The following is a 17,781-nucleotide window of genomic DNA, read 5'->3' on the forward strand; positions in this document are numbered from 1 at the left end:
CCGTAGCCCAACGCGACCGTCGTGCAACCCCGTGGTCCGACCCGCATGATACCAGCCGACCGCGCGCGCGCCGCAAGCATCTGTCACCTCAAAGTCACACGTACGCTCAAAAACATGAAATTCGCTTTTGCACGTGAAACTTCTTGTTAACAATCTGTGACGAAGGCTGCCAAATTGGTTATAAGACCATTCACGAACCGAAGTGGCGCGACACGCCTATGTGTCGGGTAAATGGTCTGGTTTCCATCCCGCCCGTGCGGACGGGCCTATGAGGGGGTTAGTTATGCGCTTGCGTCAGATGATGCTGGTTTCCACCGCTATGATCGGCTTCATCGCCGCCAGCGCGCAGGCGCAGCAGGCGCCCGCCACCCCGCCGTCGGGCACGGCCCCTGACGCCACCCCGGCGGACGGCACCGTCGGCGAGGATATCGTCGTCACGGGCTACGCCGGCAGCCTCCGTCAGGCGATCGAGGTCAAGCGCAACGCCAATGCCGTGGTCGATGCGATCTCGGCGGAAGACATCGGCAAGTTCCCGGACCGCAACGTCGCCGAGTCGCTCGCGCACATCCCCGGCGTGTCGATCGACCGTCGCTTCGGCGAGGGCGAGAAAGTCGCGATCCTCGGCACCGATCCGGCGCTCAACCGGATGCTGCTCGACGGCCACGCGCTTGCCTCCGCCGATTGGGGCGGCAACGACAACGATCCGTCGAGCCGCACCTTCAACTATTCGCTGCTCGCTCCCGAGCTGGTCGACCGCCTCGAAGTCTACAAGTCGCCCGAAGCGCGGCTCGAGGACGGCAGCCTCGGCGGCACGGTGATCGTCCGCACGCGCCGCCCGCTGGAACTCGATGCCAATTCGCTGTTCGCGTCGGGCGGCTACACCTACAACGACCGGTCGGAGAAGGGCAGCGTCCGCGGCTCGGGCCTGTACAGCTGGAAGAACCAGGACGAAACGTTCGGCTTCCTCGTCGCCGGCACCTATGACAAGCAGCAGCTTGTCCGCGCCGGTGTCGAATTTTTCGGCTACGAACAGGCCGACGGCCGGCTGTTCCAGACGATCAACGACGCCAAGGGCAACCCGACCCGCGACGCCAACGGCAACATCAACCTCGTCCGCGACGCCAGCGGCCAGGCGGTGCTGAAGAACCCGAACGCGACCATCACGGGGGGCACGCGCAACGATCTCGCCGCGGCGACGCTGCCGTTCGGCATCAACTACGCTTACTTCCAACAGCAGCGCGAGCGCACCAGCGTCTCGGGCACGGTGCAGTATCGCCCCGCCAGCAACCTGACGCTGACGCTGAATGGCCTGCACATCGACGGCAATTACAATAACTACAGCCAGTCGATGTACACCATCCCAGGCGCATGGAGCGGCGCGGACCTGCAATCCGCGACGATTTCGAACGGCGTCATCACCAACGCCTCGTTCGGCGCGGCGACCAGCCAGCGCAACGCGCAGCTCGACACGCTGGTCCGCTCGACCAAGCTGAAGACCGACAACCTCAACTTCTTCGCCGACTGGGAGGGCGACGACGGCGCCAAGGTGTCGTTCGTTGCCGGCTGGAGCAAGGCGACCGGCGGGCGCAACCCCGAATATCTGTTCAACGTGCAGACCAAGCTGCCGTTCAGCTACGCGATCTCGCCGACGACGGCCGAGGTGAACTTCACCGGCGACCTGACCAACCCGGCGAATTACTTCACCAACCCGAGCAACAACCTGGTCACGATCGAGGGCCGTCCGTTCCTCGTCAACGGCACGCAGCTCAACGCCGCACAGATCGGCGGGCAGGATTATAGCGTCACCACCGACCGCGACGCGTTCGGCGGCTTTGACGCGACCGTCCCGCTGGGTGACGGCTTCTTCAAGCAGGTGCTGATCGGCGCGCGCATTACCGACCACGTCAACAAGATCGATGCGCGCGGCATCAACAGCTATCTGACCACGTCGAAGGACGGCTCGCAGCTCGGCGTCACAACGCTGACCACGCCGGACGGCATCTTCGACGGCTCGGGTGGCTCGGGCACCGCGACCAAGTATCTCAACCTGCCGCGCGAGGCGGTGATCCAGATCCTCGCCAACAGCATCAACACCCCGCTGTTCTACAAGGTCGGCGCCTCGACCCGCGTCGAGGAGCGGACCGCGGCAAGCTATGTCCAGGTCAACTTCGACCAGGGCGGGTTGCGCGGCAACCTGGGCGGTCGTCTGGTCTACACGCATGACGCCTCCTATTATGCGCTGTCGCTGCCGACGCCGGGGAATGACAATCCTACCCCGGTGCCGACCAGCACCTCGACCGACTATCTGAAGTTCCTGCCCGCGCTGAACGTCGCTTACGAGATCAGCCCGCAGTTGATCGTGCGCGGCGCGGCGGCGAAGGTGATCTCACGTCCGCGCTATCAGGATCTGGCAGCGTCGATCTCGCAGAACGATGTCACTTTCGACGCTGGCGGCGGCAACCCGAACCTGAAGCCGTATCAGTCGACCAATTACGAGATCACCGCCGAATATTATCCGCGTCCGGGTGCGCTGCTGTCGCTCGAACTTTATCGTCGTGAGATCGACAATTACATCATCACCACGACGCAGACCGGGCAGAGCTTCTACAACTCGCTCGAAGGGCGGGTTATCGACACCTACCGTGTGAACAGCCCGATCAACGCCGGCAAGGCGAAGGTCAACGGCGTGCTGGTCAATGGGCAGGCTGAGATCTGGGGCGGGTTCGGCATCCAGGCGAACTATGCCTATCAAGATAGCTCGACGTCGGTGATCCCGGGCATCGAGGGTTCGCTGAACCTGCCGTATTTGTCGAAGCACACCGTCAACGTGATCCCGTATTTCGAGAAGGGACCGTTCCAGGCGCGCGTCAGCTACAACTATCGTTCGTCGTATTTCCGCTCGATCGGCCGCCTGAATTCGTTCGAGATGGTGGCGCCGTACAACCAGCTCGACGCCTCGGCATCGCTGGCGCTGACCAGCAACATCTCGTTGACCGTCAATGCGCAGAACCTGCTGGACGAAACCTACCTTCAGTATAGCGGCACGCCGGATCGTCCGTCGGCCTTTTACAAAAATGGTCGGACCTTTGTCGGCAGCGTGACGTTCCGCTTGTAACCTCAATGCTTTAAGTCGTTTCCTGCCTTGGGCCTCCGTGATCGCGGGGGCCCAATTTTTTTGGGCCGCGCCATGGACGCGCGCTGCGGCGGGCGGCATGGTCGGCACATACCAAAACAAGACCAGGGAGCAGCGATGCGACATCGCCTCGCCACCGCGACTGCGGCCTTATCGATGACCGCGCGAGCCCCGCTGCGGCGGTGGCTGGCCATACCGCTGCTGCTCGCCTCGGCCGCTGCGGCCGCTGCGCCGAAGACGGTGACGCCGCTCGATAAGGACTGGCAGGTCCGGATCGATCCCGGCGACACCGACGCGGCGAAGGCGCACGCGAGTGCGGCCAAGTGGTTCGCAGCGACCGTGCCTGGTAGCGTGCAACAGGCGCTGATCGCGACCGGCCAGGTCCCCGATCCGTTCAAGGGCACCAACGAGGCGGCGATCCAATGGGCCGGGCTGACCGGCTGGCAATATCGGCGCACGCTCCGGCTCACGCCCGAACAGATCGCGCGTGACCATCTCGATCTCGTCTTCGACGCGCTCGACACCTTCGCGACCGTCGCGGTCAACGGCCAGCCGGTGCTCCGCACCGACAACGCGCACCGGCAATGGCGCATCGACGCCAAGCGCTGGCTCAAGCCCGGCGACAACACGATCACCCTCACCTTCGCCTCGCCGATCAGGACGATGCATTCCAAGGTGCTGGCCGAGGCGCACCCGCTGCCCGGCGAATACGATTCCGCGTTCGGCGACGAGCCGAAGGGCAGGCAAACATCGCCCTACATCCGCAAACCCAAGTATGACTGGAGCTGGGACTGGGGACCCCGGATCGTCAACATCGGGCCCACACAGGCGATGCGTCTGGAGGCGTGGGACGACGTGCGGCTGGAGCGGATGCTGGTCCAGCAGGTCGCGCTGAACGATGCCGAAGCCCGCTTGGGCGCAAACTTCGACATCTTCGCCGATCGCGCCGGCCCGGCCCTCGTCCGCGCAACGGTCACCGGTCCGGACGGCAAGATCGTCGCCGCCGAACAGCAGGTGACGCTGGCGGCGGGCGACAATCGCGTCACCATCCCGCTGACGATCGCGCAGCCGCAGCGCTGGCAGCCGGTCGGCTTTGGCGCGCAGCCGCTCTACCGGGTGGCGGGCGCGCTGGTCCAAGGTGGCGTGGAAAGCGACCGCGCCGAGCGCCGCATCGGGCTGCGCACCGTCGAGCTGATCCGCGGCGGCGATGGTCAAGATCGGGGCGCGTTCGGCTTCAAGGTCAACGGCACGCCGATCTTCGCCAAGGGCGCGAACCTGATCCCGTTCGACAATTTTCCGGCGCGCGTGACCGCCGAAAAGATGCGCGGGCTGCTCGCCGACGCAAAATCGGCCAATATGAACATGATCCGCGTTTGGGGCGGTGGCTATTACCTGCCCGATGCGTTCTTCGACGCCGCCGACGAACTGGGGCTGATGATCTGGTCCGACTTCATGTTCGGCGGCGCGGTGACGCCGCCCGACGCCGCGTTTCGCGAGAACGTCCGCATCGAGGCCGAGCAGCAGGTCGCGCGCGTCTCCGGCCATCCGTCGATCGTGCTGTGGGCGGGCGGCAACGAAGTGCTGTCTGGTTGGGAAAACTGGTCGGATCGCAAGGCGTTCAAGAAAGCGGTCGGCGCGGATGAGCAGGAGCGGATCGGCACCGGCATGGCGGTGCTGTTCGACCGCGTGCTGCGACAGGCGGTGCGCGATTTCGATCCGGCGGTGCCGTACTGGCCCGGTTCACCCTCGACTGATTACGAAGGCCCTGTGGATACCGACGCCGCGGGCGACCGTCATTTCTGGGATGTCTGGTCGGGGTCGAAGCCGGTGGCCAATTACCTGAACAGCTGTCCGCGCTTCATGTCGGAATATGGCTTTCAGGCGATGCCCGATCTCGCGACGATCAAGGGCTTCGCTGGCACGCTGAACGTTTCGCCCACCGATGCGGTCATGAAGGCGCACCAGAAGTTCCTCGCCGGCGAGGGCAATGACCGGCTGCTCTTCTACATCCGTGAGCGGCTGGGCGAGCCGAAGGATCTGGCGGATTACGTCTACCTCAGCCAGGTCAATCAGGCGCAGGCGATCGAACTGGCGGCGCTCCACCATCGCGCCTGCCGTCCGGTAACGATGGGGTCGCTCTACTGGCAGTTGAACGACACCTGGCCGGCGATCTCATGGTCGAGCATCGACTATGACGGGCGCTGGAAGCTGCTCCACTACGCCGCCCGCCGCTTCTTTGCGGATCAGGTGATCGTCACCGAGCATAAGGACGCCGAGACGCGCGTCGCGCTCGTCTCCGACGCGACGACACCGATCGCAGCGCGCTGGCGGGTGCGCGGCTATGCGATGGACGGGCAAATGCTGGGCGAACGCGGCGGCGACGTGACGCTCGCGCCGCTGGCGGCCGCCGACATCGCGGCGGTGCCGGACGCGGCGCTGTTCGGCACGACCGCCGCCGCCGACAGCTATGGCGTCGCCGAACTCTATGCCGGCGACCGGCTGCTGCATCGCCGCCTTGTCGAGCGGGTGTCGCCTAAGGACATCCACTGGCCCGAGCCGGGACTGACGGCACGCTGGGACGGGCGGACGGTGACAATCACCGCCACCCGGCTCGCCCGCGCGGTGATGCTCGATTTCGGCGCGACGCCCGCGCAGCCGTCGGACGACGGCTTCGACCTGTTGCCCGGCGAGAGCCGCGCGATCAACGTGGCGTCGAGCGCGACGCCGGCACAATTGGAGCGCGCCATGACGCTGCGCTCGCTCGGAGGACGCAAATGATCTGGCTGCTGTTGGCAAGCACCGCCGCCGACCCGGTTGCGACGACGATCGCGACGATGACGATCGAAGAGAAGGCCGCGCAGCTGCAAAGCACCGCGCCCGCCGATCCGAAGGCCGGGCTACCCGCCTATGACTGGTGGAACGAGGGGCTGCACGGGCTCGCGCGCAATGGCCATGCGACCGTCTTCCCGCAGGCGATCGGGATGGCGGCGACGTGGGACACCGCGCTGGTCCACCGGATCGGCGATGTCGTCGCCACCGAGGCGCGCGCCAAGTTCAACGCGCAAGCCGTGGGCGCCGATCGACGCATCTATGAGGGGCTGACGATCTGGTCACCCAACATCAACATCTTCCGCGATCCGCGCTGGGGACGCGGGCAGGAAACCTATGGCGAGGACCCGTATCTCACCGGCAAGTTGGGGGTGGCGTTCGTCACCGGGCTGCAGGGTCCGGACCCGCTCCACCCCAAGGTGATCGCCACGCCCAAGCATCTCGCGGTGCACAGCGGACCCGAGGCCGGACGCGACGGCTTCGACGTCGATCCCAGCCCGCAGGATCTCGAAGCGACCTATCTCCCGGCGTTCCGAATGGCGGTGACCGAGGGCAAGGCGCAGTCGCTGATGTGCGCGTACAATTCGATCCACGGCACCCCAGCGTGCGCATCCGGTACGCTGCTCAACGATCGCGTGCGGCGCGACTGGGGCTTCACGGGCTTCACCGTCTCGGACTGTGATGCGGTCGCGAACATCCATATGTTCCACCATTACCGGCTCGATGCGGCGGCGGCGGCGGCAGCGGCGGTGAAGGGCGGCAACGACCTGAATTGCGGCAATACCTATTCCGCGTTGCCCGAGGCGGTGCAGCGCGGACTGGTCAGCGGTGCGGAGATCGACACCGCGCTTCACCGCTCGCTCGATGCGCGTCGCCGGCTCGGCATTGCGTTCGGCGCGACCAGCCCATGGGCGAGCATCAAGCCCGACGCGATCAACACCCCCGCCGCGCGCGCACTGGCACTGGAGGCCGCGCGCAAAGCGATCGTGCTGCTCCAAAACAACGGCCAGCGACTGCCGCTCGCCCCGACCACCAAGCTGGCGGTGATCGGCGCAAACGCCGACGATCTCGGGGTGTTGCAGGGCAATTACCACGGCACCGCGGTCCAGCCGGTCACGCCGCTGGCGGGCTTGCGACAGCGATTCGCGAATGTCGCGTACGCGCAGGGCTCGGTGCTCGCCGACGGCGCGCCGATCGTGCTCCCGGAAACAGCGCTCAAGGACCTGACCGCCAGCTACAGCGTCGCGGGCCGCGAGGTACTGAAGCGCGCCGAGCGCCACATCGACCTCGATCTGACGCGCGTGCCCCCCGCCCCCGGCCTGCCGGTGCAGGGCTATGTCGCGCGCTGGACCGGCACGCTCACCCCGCCAGGGCCGGGCGCGTACCGGCTGATGCTCGATCAGGCGCAGTGCTGGAAGGACTGCAAGACCCACGACACCGCGACGCTGTCGGTCGGCGGGCGCGTGCTCCACGACGGCGCTATTCCCAAGGGCCGCGTGGAGATCGCGTGGGACAGCGATGGCCAGCCGCAGCCGTTCGACCTGACGCTCAACCACAACAGCCCGGACGAGACGTTCCGCCTGCTGTGGCTTCCGCCCGAGGAACCGATGATCGCCGAGGCGGTCAAGGCGGCGCAAGCGTCCGACGTCGTGGTGATGGTCGGCGGCCTGTCCCCCGATCTGGAAGGCGAGGCGTTGCAGGTGCAGGTGCCCGGCTTCATCGGCGGCGACCGCAGCGACATCGCCTTGCCGTTCGCGCAGCAACGCCTGCTGACCGCGCTGAAGGCGACCGGCAAGCCGATCGTGCTGGTGCTGGCGAGCGGCAGCGCGGTCGCGGTCGACCCGAACATCGCCGATGCGGTTCTCGCGCTCTGGTATCCCGGCGAGGCCGGCGGCACCGCGCTCGCCGACGTGCTGACCGGGGCGATTAATCCGTCGGGCCGACTGCCCGTCACCTTCTACAAGGCGACCACCGACCTGCCCGCCTTCGTCGACTACGGGATGAAGGAGCGCACCTATCGCTATTTCACCGGCACGCCCTTGTGGGGGTTCGGGCACGGCCTGTCGTACACGAACTATGCTTACGACCGCCTGGCGGGTGCGGCGAGCGTCGCGAGCGGGCAGCCGCTGACCGTCACCACGCGAGTCACCAACAGCGGACGGCGCGACGGCGAGGAAGTGGTGCAGGCCTATCTGGTCCCGCCGAAGATAGGCGGTGGCGGTTTCACCGCGCCGGTCCTGCAACGCCAGCTGGTCGGCTTTCAGCGCGTCCCGCTGCGCGCGGGCAAGAGCGCGACCGCGCGCTTCACGATCGACCCGCGCATGATGAGCGTCGTCGAGCGCGACGGGCGGCGGCATATCGTGCCGGGCGCATACCGCTTGTGGGTGGGCGGTGGCCAGCCGGGGAGCGCGCCGGGGGGGTGGACCGACTTCGCGGTGACGGGGGCAGATATGGACTTGCCGAAGTGATCGTCCCCTTCACCTCGCCGCTTCCCCGTCACCCCGGCGAAGGCCGGGGTCCAGTTGGGAAGGCCGTCTTAATGAAGCGCCGCGCGTCGTCATCGGCGCCCCGTAGCTGGACCCCGGCCTTCGCCGGGGTGACGGGCGTGGGCAGTGACGACGGCATGTCCAACCATTCGGAAACCCCCGCATGATCCCCACCCGCCGCCACTTTCTCGCGGGCAGCGCCGCGCTCGCCGCAACGCCCGCGCTCGCCGCCGCGCCCGACTTCGCCAGCAAGCGCCCCGCCCTCGCCGACCGCCGCTTCACCTCGCCCGCGATCGAGCGTGAACTCGCGCGCGTGTCGAAGCAGATCGCCGACCCGAAGCTGCGCTGGATGTTCGGCAATTGCTATCCGAACACGCTCGACACCACCGTGAAGATGGGCACCGTCGATGGCCAGCCCGACGCCTTCGTCATTACCGGCGACATCAACGCTTTGTGGCTGCGCGACAGTTCGGCGCAGGTCACGCCGTACCTGCATCTGGTCAAGGACGACCCGAAGCTCTGCGAGCTGTTCCGTGGCCTTATCGCACGGCAGGCGCGTTCGATCCTGATCGACCCTTACGCCAACGCCTTCATGCAAGACCCCGCGGCCAAGACCGACCTGTCGTGGTCGCTGCAGGACCAGACCGAGATGAAGCCCGGCGTCGCCGAGCGGAAATGGGAGATCGACTCGCTCTGCTATCCCATGCGGCTCGCGCACGGTTACTGGCAGGCGACGCGCGACCCGCGTCCGTTCGACAGGACCTGGGCCGCGGCAGCGCGCGCGAGCGTCCGCACCTTCCGCGAGCAGCAGCGCAAGGACGGGCGCGGGCCGTACAGCTTCCTGCGCTCCTCCAACCGCAACACCGAGACGATGCCGCTGGAGGGCTGGGGCAATCCGATGCGTCCTGTCGGGCTGATCGCCTCCGGCTTCCGCCCGTCCGACGACGCCTGCCAATATCCGTTCCTGATCCCGTCGAACCTGTTTGCCGTCACCGCGCTCCGCGAGCTGGCGCGTGTCGCCGGCGAGGCCGCGCGCGACGATGCACTCGCTACCGACGCTACCGCGCTCGCCGCCGAGGTCGAGGCCGCACTGCGGCAATGGGGGACGATGCGGCTGCGCGACGGGCGCGAGGTCTGGGCGTTCGAGGTCGACGGCTTCGGCAACGCGCTGTTCATGGACGACGCCAACGTCCCGTCCTTGTCGGGGCTCAACTACCTCGGCTGCGTCGCCCCCGACGACGCCTTGTGGCGCCGGACCGAGGCGGCGGCGTGGAGCGAGGCCAATCCCTATTTCTTCCGCGGCACGGCGGGCGAAGGGATCGGCGGCCCGCACGTCGGGCTGGGACAAATCTGGCCGATGTCCTTGATCGTTCGCGCGCTCTCCACCACCAATGCGGCCACGATCCGCACCTGCCTCAAGACCTTGCGTGACACCGATGCGGGCACCGGCTTCATGCACGAAACCTTCGACATGAACGATCCCGCCAAATGGACGCGCCACTGGTTCGCCTGGGCAAACGGCCTGTTCGGCGAGCTGATCGTGCGGCTCGCGCGCACGAGCCCCGCGATCCTCAAGGAAGCCCTGTAGATGCTGACGCGCCGCGCCTTGCTCGCAACCACCGCCACCGTCGCAGTCGCTCCGCTGCCCGCCGCCGCCGCACCGCGCCGCACCGAACCGAACCTGTTCGTCGGCACCGGCGGCGACGGCCACACCTATCCCGGCGCGACCTTGCCGTTCGGGATGGTACAGCTGTCACCAGATACCGATGTCGAGCGCTGGGACACCTGCTCGGGCTATCACCATGGCGACGGGTCGATCATGGGCTTCAGCCACACGCATCTGTCGGGCACCGGGATCGGCGACATGCTCGACGTGCTGGTCGTGCCGACGCGCGGGCCCGTGCAGTTGCTCCCGGGGCCGCTCGACAATCCCGATGCCGGCTATCGGCAGCGCTTTGCCGACGAACATGCCGAGCCCGGCTATTACCGCGTCACACTGGAAAGCGGCGTGCGCGCCGAGCTGACCGTTACCGAGCGGACCGGCTGGCACCGCTACACCTTCCCCACAGGCGCGGGGCATATCCTGATCGACCTGTCGCACCTGATCCTCGACAAGAGCGATGCGCCGCCGCTGATCGACGAGGCGAGCCTGAAGCTCGACGAGGACGGCACGTTGACCGGCAGCCGCCGCGTCCACCGCTGGGCGAAGGGCCGCCGCATCCACTTCGCGATGCGGCTCTCGCGTCAGCCCGACCGCATCGCCTTTTACGGCGACGACGACGCCGAACAGCCGAAGGGTGCGACCGGCGTCGCGGGCAAGCGCGTCAAGGCGGTGCTGTTCTACGACGATGCCGGCGCGACACCGGTCGTGATCCGCTGCGGCATCTCGGCGGTCGACGTCGCGGGTGCGCGCGCGAACCTTGACGCCGAGGCCGCGCGCGGCGATTTCGACACCACCCGTCGCGCCGCCGCCCGCCGCTGGGCCGAGGCGCTGGGTGCGATCACCGTCGAGGGTGGCACGACCGACCAGCGCACGATCATGGCGAGCGCGCTGTATCACACGATGGTCGCGCCGACGCTCTTCTCGGACGTCGATGGCCGCTACGTCGGGCTGGACCGGCAGGTGCATACCGTCCCGGCCGGGCAGCACGCCTATTCGACCTATTCGCTTTGGGACACGTACCGCGCACTCCACCCGTTGCTGACGATCGTCGCGCCGGACCGCGTCAAGTCGCTGGTCGACGACCTGATCCGCCAGACGCAGCAAAGCCCTTATGGTCCGCTGGTCTGGCCGTTGCAGGGAGTCGAGACCGGCACGATGATCGGATGGCACGGCGTGTCGGTGCTTGCCGAGGCGCACGCCAAGGGCATTCCCGCCGATTACGCCGCGGCGTGGCCGGCGATCGCGAAGCGTTCGTTCGATTTCAGCGCGCCCGACCTCGACAACAGCAAGGGCCGCGACCTGTATGACGCCAAGGGCTATGTCCCGGCTGACAAATGGTTCGAAAGCGTCAGCCGCACGCAGGAATATGCCTATGACGATTGGGCGTCGTCGAAGATCGCGCGCCTTGCCGGAGCGGAGGCCGAAGCGGCTCGCCTGCGCAAGCGCTCGGGCAACTGGCGCAACGTCATCGACCCCTCGATCGGCTTCGCACGCCCACGCTTCGCCGATGGCTCGTGGTGGAAGGAGTATGACCCGATCCAGCTCGGGCACATGCCCAAGCCGTGGTGGCGCGACTATACCGAGGCGAACGGCTGGCAGGCGACGTTCCTCAACCAGCACGACGTGTACGGCCTGATTGCGCACATGGGCGGTGATGCGACGTTCGAGGCGAAGCTCGACGCGCTGTTCACCGCGCCGTCGACGCTGCCCAAGAACGCGCCGCCCGACATCAGCGGGCTGGTCGGCCAATATGCGCATGGCAACGAGCCCGACCAGCATGTCGCCTATCTCTACGCCTTCGTCGGTGCGCCGTGGAAGACGCAGCGCATGGTGCGCCGCCTGCTCACCGAGATGTACAAGAACGACCCGAACGGCGTGATCGGCAACGACGATTGCGGGCAGATGAGCGCGTGGTTCGTCATGTCGGCGCTCGGCTTCTACCCGGTCGATCCGGTCGAGGCGGTCTATGTGTTCGGCTCGCCGCTGTTCGAGCGTGCCACGCTGGCGCTGCCCGGCGGCAAGCGGCTGGTGGTCGAGGCACCCGGCAATGCCGCCGCGACGCCTTATGTGACCGCGGTGACGTGGAACGGGCGGCCGTGGACCAAAAGCTGGATCGCGCACGCCGATCTGGTCAAGGGCGGGACGCTGCGCTTCACGATGAGCGCAACGCCCAACCCGGCGTTCGGCAAGGCGCTCGCGGATCGCCCGCCATCATTCGGGCGGACCCCGGCGTGATGCACTCCCACCACCAACCCCACTTTCGTCACACCGGCGAGAGCCGGGGTCCAGTTGGGGGACGTAACCGCATCTCGCGAGCCACCCGCCACTGGACCCCGGCCTCCGCCGGGGTGACGATTGACTTTTGCGCCCGTCTCAGGAGCCCCCGATGACCGATCTCACCCGTCGCGCACTGCTCGCCGCCGGCGCCGCCACCACTGCGCTCCCCGCGCTCGCGCAAGGCACCGCCGCGCCGAAGCCATGGGGCGCGACGCCGTCGAAGCGTCAGGCCGCGTGGCACATGCGCGAGCAATATGCCTTCATCCATTTCTCGATCAACACCTTCACCGATCGCGAATGGGGCTATGGTGACGAGAGCCCGAAGCTCTTCAACCCGACCGACTTCGACGCCGACCAGATCGTCGCCGCCGCCAAAGCGGGCGGGATGCGCGGGATCATCCTCACCGCCAAGCACCACGACGGCTTCTGCCTGTGGCCGACGCTGCTGACCGAACATTGCATCCGCAACAGCCCGTACAAGCAGGGCAAGGGTGACATCGTCGGCGAGATGGAGAAGGCGACGCGCCGCGCCGGGCTCGCCTTCGGCCTGTATCTGTCGCCGTGGGACCGCAATCATGCCGAATATGGCCGCCCGGCGTACATCGATTACTATCGCAAGCAGGTGGTCGAACTCTGCACGCGCTACGGCGAGCTGTTCGAATTCTGGTTCGACGGCGCGAACGGCGGCGACGGCTATTACGGCGGCGCGCGCGAGACACGGAAGATCGACGCACCCAAATATTATAACTGGCCATCGATCATCGCGCTGGTGCACCAGCATCAGCCGATGGCCTGCACCTTCGACCCATATGGCGCGGACATCCGCTGGGTCGGCAACGAGGATGGCGTCGCGGGCGACCCGTGCTGGCCGACGATGCCCGCGCATCCTTACGTTCAGTCGGAAGGCAATTCCGGCGTACGCGGCGCGCCCTTATGGTGGCCGGCGGAAACCAACACCTCGATCCGTCCCGGCTGGTTCTACCACGCCGACGAGGACGCGAAGGTGAAGAGCCCCGCGCGCCTGTTGCGCTATTTCGACGAATCGGTCGGACGCGGCACCAACATGCACCTCAACATCCCGCCCGACCGCCGTGGCCGCGTCGCCGATCACGACGCGGCGGTGCTGAAGAGCTTCGGCGACGCACAGGCGCAGACCTACGCCCGCGATCTCGCGCAGGGCTCGGTCGCGCATGCCAGCGCCGAGCGCGGGCGCGCGTTCGTCGCATCGCGGGTGCTCGACGGGCGGCGCGACACGTACTGGTCGACCCCGGATGGCGACACGACGCCGACGCTGACGCTCGACCTGCCGCCGGGCCAGACGTTCGACGTGATCCGCTTGCGCGAATATCTCCCGCTCGGGGTGCGCGTGACGAAGTTCGCGATCGACCTTGAGGAAGGCGGGCAATGGCGCACCGTCGCCGAGCATGAGTGCATCAGCGCGCAGCGGATCGTGCGGCTGTCACAACCCGCGTCGGCGCGCCGGCTGCGGCTGCGCATCCTCGAAGCGCCCGCCTGCCCCGCGATCAGCGAGATTTCGCTGTTCCGGCAGGTCCAGCCGGTCCCGGTCGCACCCCCCAGGGTGTCCGACCCGACGATCATCCCGCAGCGCGGTTGGTCGATCGTCACCGCCAGCGGATCGGGGGCGGAGGCGTTGATCGATGGCGACGCGCAGACGCGCTGGACGGTGCCGGCCCCCACCGAAGCCCATCCCGCCAGCGTGACGATCGACCTCGGCCGCGTGCTGCCGCTCGCCGGCTTCAGCCTGACGCCGTCGCGCACGGTCGCCAAGGATACCGCACCGCCGCGCGGCTATCTCGCGGAGACGAGCGCCGATGGAAAGGTCTGGTCCGCCGCCGCGACCGGCGAGTTCGGCAACATCGCCTATGCGCTCGCCACCCAGCGCGTGCCGTTCGGGGCGCGTCAGGCGCGCTACCTCCGCTTGCGCTTCGATGCCACCGCGATCCCGGCGGGCAATTTGACGGTGGCGGAAATCGGGGCATTTACGGGGTGACGCACAACTGACCTTGCGCGTGACGGCGTCGCCCCGGCCCGGCTAAGCCCCTCCCCCTGAACGGGAGGGGGGGCGACCTTAAGAAGCCAACGCTGACCGCTGGTCCGGATCTGACCCGGCGGGCAGCGCACTGCCCCTTAAAATGCCGACCAATCGTCCTCGCTCGCCTTCAGCGCGGTATTGCCGACCGCGCGCGGTGCCACGCGCACCGTCCGTACCGGCGGGGTAACGGGCCGGGGACGCGCTGCCGACGGCGGCGGCGCGATGCGCGCTGCCGGCTGGTCGACCGTGAAGGTGGCGACCGCACCCGCGAGTTGCTCTGACTCGCGCGCCAGCAGGTTGGCGGCAGCGGTCGATTCCTCGACCATCGCTGCATTCTGCTGCGTCACGCCATCCATCTCGTTGATCGCGATGTTCACCTGCCCCAGGCTTTGTGCCTGATGATCGGAGGCGCGCGCGATCGTCGCCATGATGACGCTGACGCTGCCGACCCGCTCGATGATCTGCTCCAGCGCCTGCCCGGTCTCGTCGACCAGTTCGACCCCCGATTTGACGTGGTGAATCGCCGAGAGGATCCGTGTCTTCACATCCGACGCGGCGTCGGCGGAACGCTGCGCCAGCGCACGTACCTCGTTGGCGACCACCGCAAAGCCCTTGCCCGCTTCGCCCGCCCGCGCCGCCTCGACTCCTGCGTTCAGCGCCAGCAGGTTGGTCTGGAAGGCGATGCCATCGATCACGCTGATGATGTCGGCGATTTCACGGCTGGCCTTGTCGATGCCGTTCATGGCAGCGACGGATTTGCGGACGACCTCGCCGCCCTGTTCCGCGGCAAGGCGCGCTTCCGCCATCGCCTTGTTCGCATCGGCGGCGTTCGACGCGCCCTCGCGCACGGTGCCGGTGATCTCGTCCATCGCCGCGGCGGTTTCACGCAAGCTCGACGCCTGCTGCTCGCTGCGCGCCGACAGGTCGCGCGCCGACTGGCTGATCTCCTCGGCGTTCTGCTTGATCGTCTCGACGCTGCGCCGCACGTTGCAGGTCAGGTCGGCCAGCTTTCCGACCGCGCCGTTGAAGTCCCGCGATAGCACCGCGTATGAGCCCGGCAGCGCAGGCAGCTTTACCGTCAGGTCGGCCTCGGACAGTCGGTGCAGCCCGTCGCCGATCTCCCGCATCGCCAGCTCGCGTTCCTGATCGGCGGTCAGTTTGGCCTGCGCGGCGTCACGGAACACCAGCACCGCGCGCGCCATGTCGCCCAGTTCGTCGGCGCGCGCGGTATCCGGCACATCGATCGCGCTCTTGCCCGCGGCCAAATCAGCCATGCGCCGCGTCAGCGCACTGACCGGCCGCGCGATGCTGCGGCTCAGCGCCGTCTGCAACATCACCGCGATCCCGATCAGGGCGATGCCGCCCAGCACCAGTGCGATCGTCGCGGTGGTCAGCGCGTGCGCCTGCTCCGCGGCGTTCTCGTCGATGGCGGCGGTTTCCTGGTCGCGCAGGTCGCGCAACGGCAGCACGATCGCGCTGGTCAGCACCTTCTTGCCGGCATCCCGCACCGCCTGCTCGGCGGCTTCGCGCTGCCCGGCCTTCACCATCGCGACCAGCCGGTTGCTCCAGTCGCGCCGCCATTTGGTGGTCTGCTCGCGTGAGGTGAGCACCAGCGCACGCTGCCCGGGATCGGACAGCATCTGTTCGAGCGCGACCGTGGTCTGGTCGTACTCGGCGCGCGCTTCGTTGTACGATTTCAGGTACGTCGGATCGGCCGTGACCAGATAGCCGCGCAACTGGCTGTTCTCGCGCAGGATCGACGTCTCCAGCGTCAGCGCCCTGGCATAGACGTCTTGGCTGTGGTTGTTGCTCGCGGTCGCCGCGCGGATCATCCAGATGTTGGCGAAGAACACGACCATCATGATCGCCGCGGAGGCATTGATGACAAGGAACGAGAAACCCAGCTTCCTCGGTATGCTCAGGGTCTTGAACATCGATGATCTTTCTGCCGCAAACGTCGCTTGCACGCGACGGGCTTAGCGGCTGGTTAGTTAAACATGGATAAAGACAGGACTTTCACCCAAGCCACTCGATCCAAGCGCCATAGGGGTGGCAGATCGCCAGCACGCGTGTTCCGCCCGACGGCCAGACGGTGAGTCGCAGCTCGACCGCGGTGCGCGCCACGTTCCACTCGAACGCGATCCGCGCCAGCGGGCGGTCAAGATCGGCGCGCGCGCCGGCGTCGGCGATGCTGCGCTCCAGCGCCATGCGGGCCGCCGGGTCGACATATTGTGCCATCATCGAATGGAAAATTACCCGCCATCGCCCGGCCCGCTGCGTCATCGCGAGTCGCTGCACCAGCCAGTCGGCGGCGTCCGCGCACGCGATCCGTGGCGGATGTTGCCGGGCGAGCGCCAGCGCCGCCGCCAGCCGTGTGGCGCGCGCCGGCTGATCGGCGAATACATACGCCATCAGCCGCTCGCATGTCGCCGGATCGTGCGGATCGAGCGGGTGAAGATCGACCCCTTCGGCCGCTGCCACCTCCACCGCGCGGTCGGGCGCCGGCGCGCCGCGCCACTCGGGCGCGATGCGCACCGGGGAATCAGCGGGTCCGGCAACCGCCCCGCCCAGATCGTAGCGATACAGCGCAAGGTTGAGGTTGAGCCCCGCACTCGCCCCCAGCTCGATCAGCTCGACCGGCAGCGGCGCCTGTCCGACGACCTCCATCAACGCGGCCAGGATCGCGGCGGTGCGGCCGACCTCGTTGGTCTGCGGCACCTCCTCGATCCAGCGCGCGATGAACGCGTCGTGCGCGTGCAGCGCCGCGCGCACCGCGCCATCGACATCGTCATGCGCGCCACGATACAACGCCCCCAGTACCGGCGGCGTGTTGCGTCGCGCCAGCGCGTGCAGCGCCGCATTCAGCCGCATCGCCACCGCCGCGGTCGCCGGATCGCCCGGCCAGTCTTCCAGCATCGCGCGAGTCCGCGGCGCCGCGGCGAGCTGCCGGTCGGCCGCTGCCAGCACCGCCGCGACGAACGGCGAGCCGATCGCCCGCATCGTCGCTGATTGCCGCAACAACTCTCCCGCCCGATCTTCCGGCATGACCGTCCTTACTGCCTGCAACACCACGATCTCCTGCCAGCGCTGCCGCCGTGATCGCGTCATCCATGCAAGGCATTGGTTGTCATCGGATTAACCTGTCGGCGGCTGAGCGACGCCGCACGGTTTGCCGACACATTTAACGTCATTTTAGGAGAGATCGGGCAGATCGGCGGCTGACCCGTCCCCCGTCGGCGGATGAAGCGCGGGGGTCGAACAATGTCGGGAAGGACAGGACGATCATGACCGAACATCGCGTCGCCCCGCGCCACCCCGCCGCCGTCTGACAGGAAAGCTT

8 protein-coding genes are annotated in these 17,781 nt (G+C 67.5%); 6 read left to right on the top strand and 2 right to left on the bottom strand.

What is annotated here, in order from left to right; all coding sequences use genetic code 11:
* Positions 1 to 283: 283 nt before the first annotated feature.
* From ACI2JO_RS03160 to ACI2JO_RS03185, 6 genes are all read left to right on the top strand, one after another.
* Entirely contained in the window at positions 284 to 3,115 is a 2,832-nt protein-coding gene (locus ACI2JO_RS03160) for a TonB-dependent receptor (RefSeq protein ID WP_404719291.1), read from the top strand.
* A gap of 174 nt (positions 3,116 to 3,289) precedes the next feature.
* Positions 3,290 to 5,911, top strand: a complete 2,622-nt coding sequence (locus ACI2JO_RS03165; RefSeq protein WP_404720313.1) for a glycosyl hydrolase 2 galactose-binding domain-containing protein — start codon at positions 3,290 to 3,292, stop codon at positions 5,909 to 5,911.
* The gene (locus tag ACI2JO_RS03170) at positions 5,908 to 8,430 is read left to right on the top strand and encodes a glycoside hydrolase family 3 C-terminal domain-containing protein (protein WP_404719292.1); all 2,523 of its coding nucleotides are present in this window, start codon (positions 5,908 to 5,910) and stop codon (positions 8,428 to 8,430) included. The genes ACI2JO_RS03165 and ACI2JO_RS03170 overlap by 4 nt, the downstream gene beginning before the upstream one ends.
* A 181-nt stretch (positions 8,431 to 8,611) precedes the next feature.
* Complete coding sequence (locus ACI2JO_RS03175) at positions 8,612 to 10,036, top strand: glycoside hydrolase family 125 protein (RefSeq protein WP_404719293.1); 1,425 nt, start codon at positions 8,612 to 8,614, stop codon at positions 10,034 to 10,036.
* A complete protein-coding gene (locus ACI2JO_RS03180; protein WP_404719294.1) occupies positions 10,037 to 12,346 on the top strand; it encodes a GH92 family glycosyl hydrolase in 2,310 nt (769 codons plus the stop codon).
* A gap of 151 nt (positions 12,347 to 12,497) precedes the next feature.
* Complete coding sequence (locus tag ACI2JO_RS03185) at positions 12,498 to 14,399, top strand: alpha-L-fucosidase (RefSeq protein WP_404719295.1); 1,902 nt, start codon at positions 12,498 to 12,500, stop codon at positions 14,397 to 14,399.
* A gap of 137 nt (positions 14,400 to 14,536) precedes the next feature.
* Here ACI2JO_RS03185 and ACI2JO_RS03190 read toward each other — a convergent pair whose 3' ends face one another.
* Together ACI2JO_RS03190 and ACI2JO_RS03195 are read right to left on the bottom strand one after the other, a co-directional pair.
* Positions 14,537 to 16,375 (bottom strand): methyl-accepting chemotaxis protein, encoded by a 1,839-nt coding sequence (locus ACI2JO_RS03190; RefSeq protein ID WP_404719296.1) that lies wholly within the window; start codon positions 16,373 to 16,375, stop codon positions 14,537 to 14,539.
* A gap of 82 nt (positions 16,376 to 16,457) precedes the next feature.
* Positions 16,458 to 17,549 carry a DUF2332 domain-containing protein gene (locus tag ACI2JO_RS03195; protein WP_404719297.1) on the bottom strand — a complete coding sequence of 364 codons (1,092 nt, stop codon included), beginning with the start codon at positions 17,547 to 17,549 and terminating at the stop codon, positions 16,458 to 16,460.
* Between the last annotated feature and the right edge of the window lie 232 nt (positions 17,550 to 17,781).

The sequence above is a fragment of the Sphingomonas sp. NPDC079357 genome (assembly GCF_044901155.1).
Lineage (GTDB): Bacteria > Pseudomonadota > Alphaproteobacteria > Sphingomonadales > Sphingomonadaceae > Sphingomonas.

Excerpts from the sequence above, each read along its gene's own strand:
- ACI2JO_RS03160 (WP_404719291.1), top strand. The coding sequence starts at position 284 with ATGCGCTTGCGTCAGATGATGCTGGTTTCCACCGCTATGATCGGCTTC.
- ACI2JO_RS03165 (WP_404720313.1), top strand. The coding sequence starts at position 3,290 with ATGACCGCGCGAGCCCCGCTGCGGCGGTGGCTGGCCATACCGCTGCTG.
- ACI2JO_RS03170 (WP_404719292.1), top strand. The coding sequence starts at position 5,908 with ATGATCTGGCTGCTGTTGGCAAGCACCGCCGCCGACCCGGTTGCGACG.
- ACI2JO_RS03175 (WP_404719293.1), top strand. The coding sequence starts at position 8,612 with ATGATCCCCACCCGCCGCCACTTTCTCGCGGGCAGCGCCGCGCTCGCC.
- ACI2JO_RS03180 (WP_404719294.1), top strand. The coding sequence starts at position 10,037 with ATGCTGACGCGCCGCGCCTTGCTCGCAACCACCGCCACCGTCGCAGTC.
- ACI2JO_RS03185 (WP_404719295.1), top strand. The coding sequence starts at position 12,498 with ATGACCGATCTCACCCGTCGCGCACTGCTCGCCGCCGGCGCCGCCACC.
- ACI2JO_RS03190 (WP_404719296.1), bottom strand. The coding sequence starts at position 16,375 with ATGTTCAAGACCCTGAGCATACCGAGGAAGCTGGGTTTCTCGTTCCTT.
- ACI2JO_RS03195 (WP_404719297.1), bottom strand. The coding sequence starts at position 17,549 with ATGACGCGATCACGGCGGCAGCGCTGGCAGGAGATCGTGGTGTTGCAG.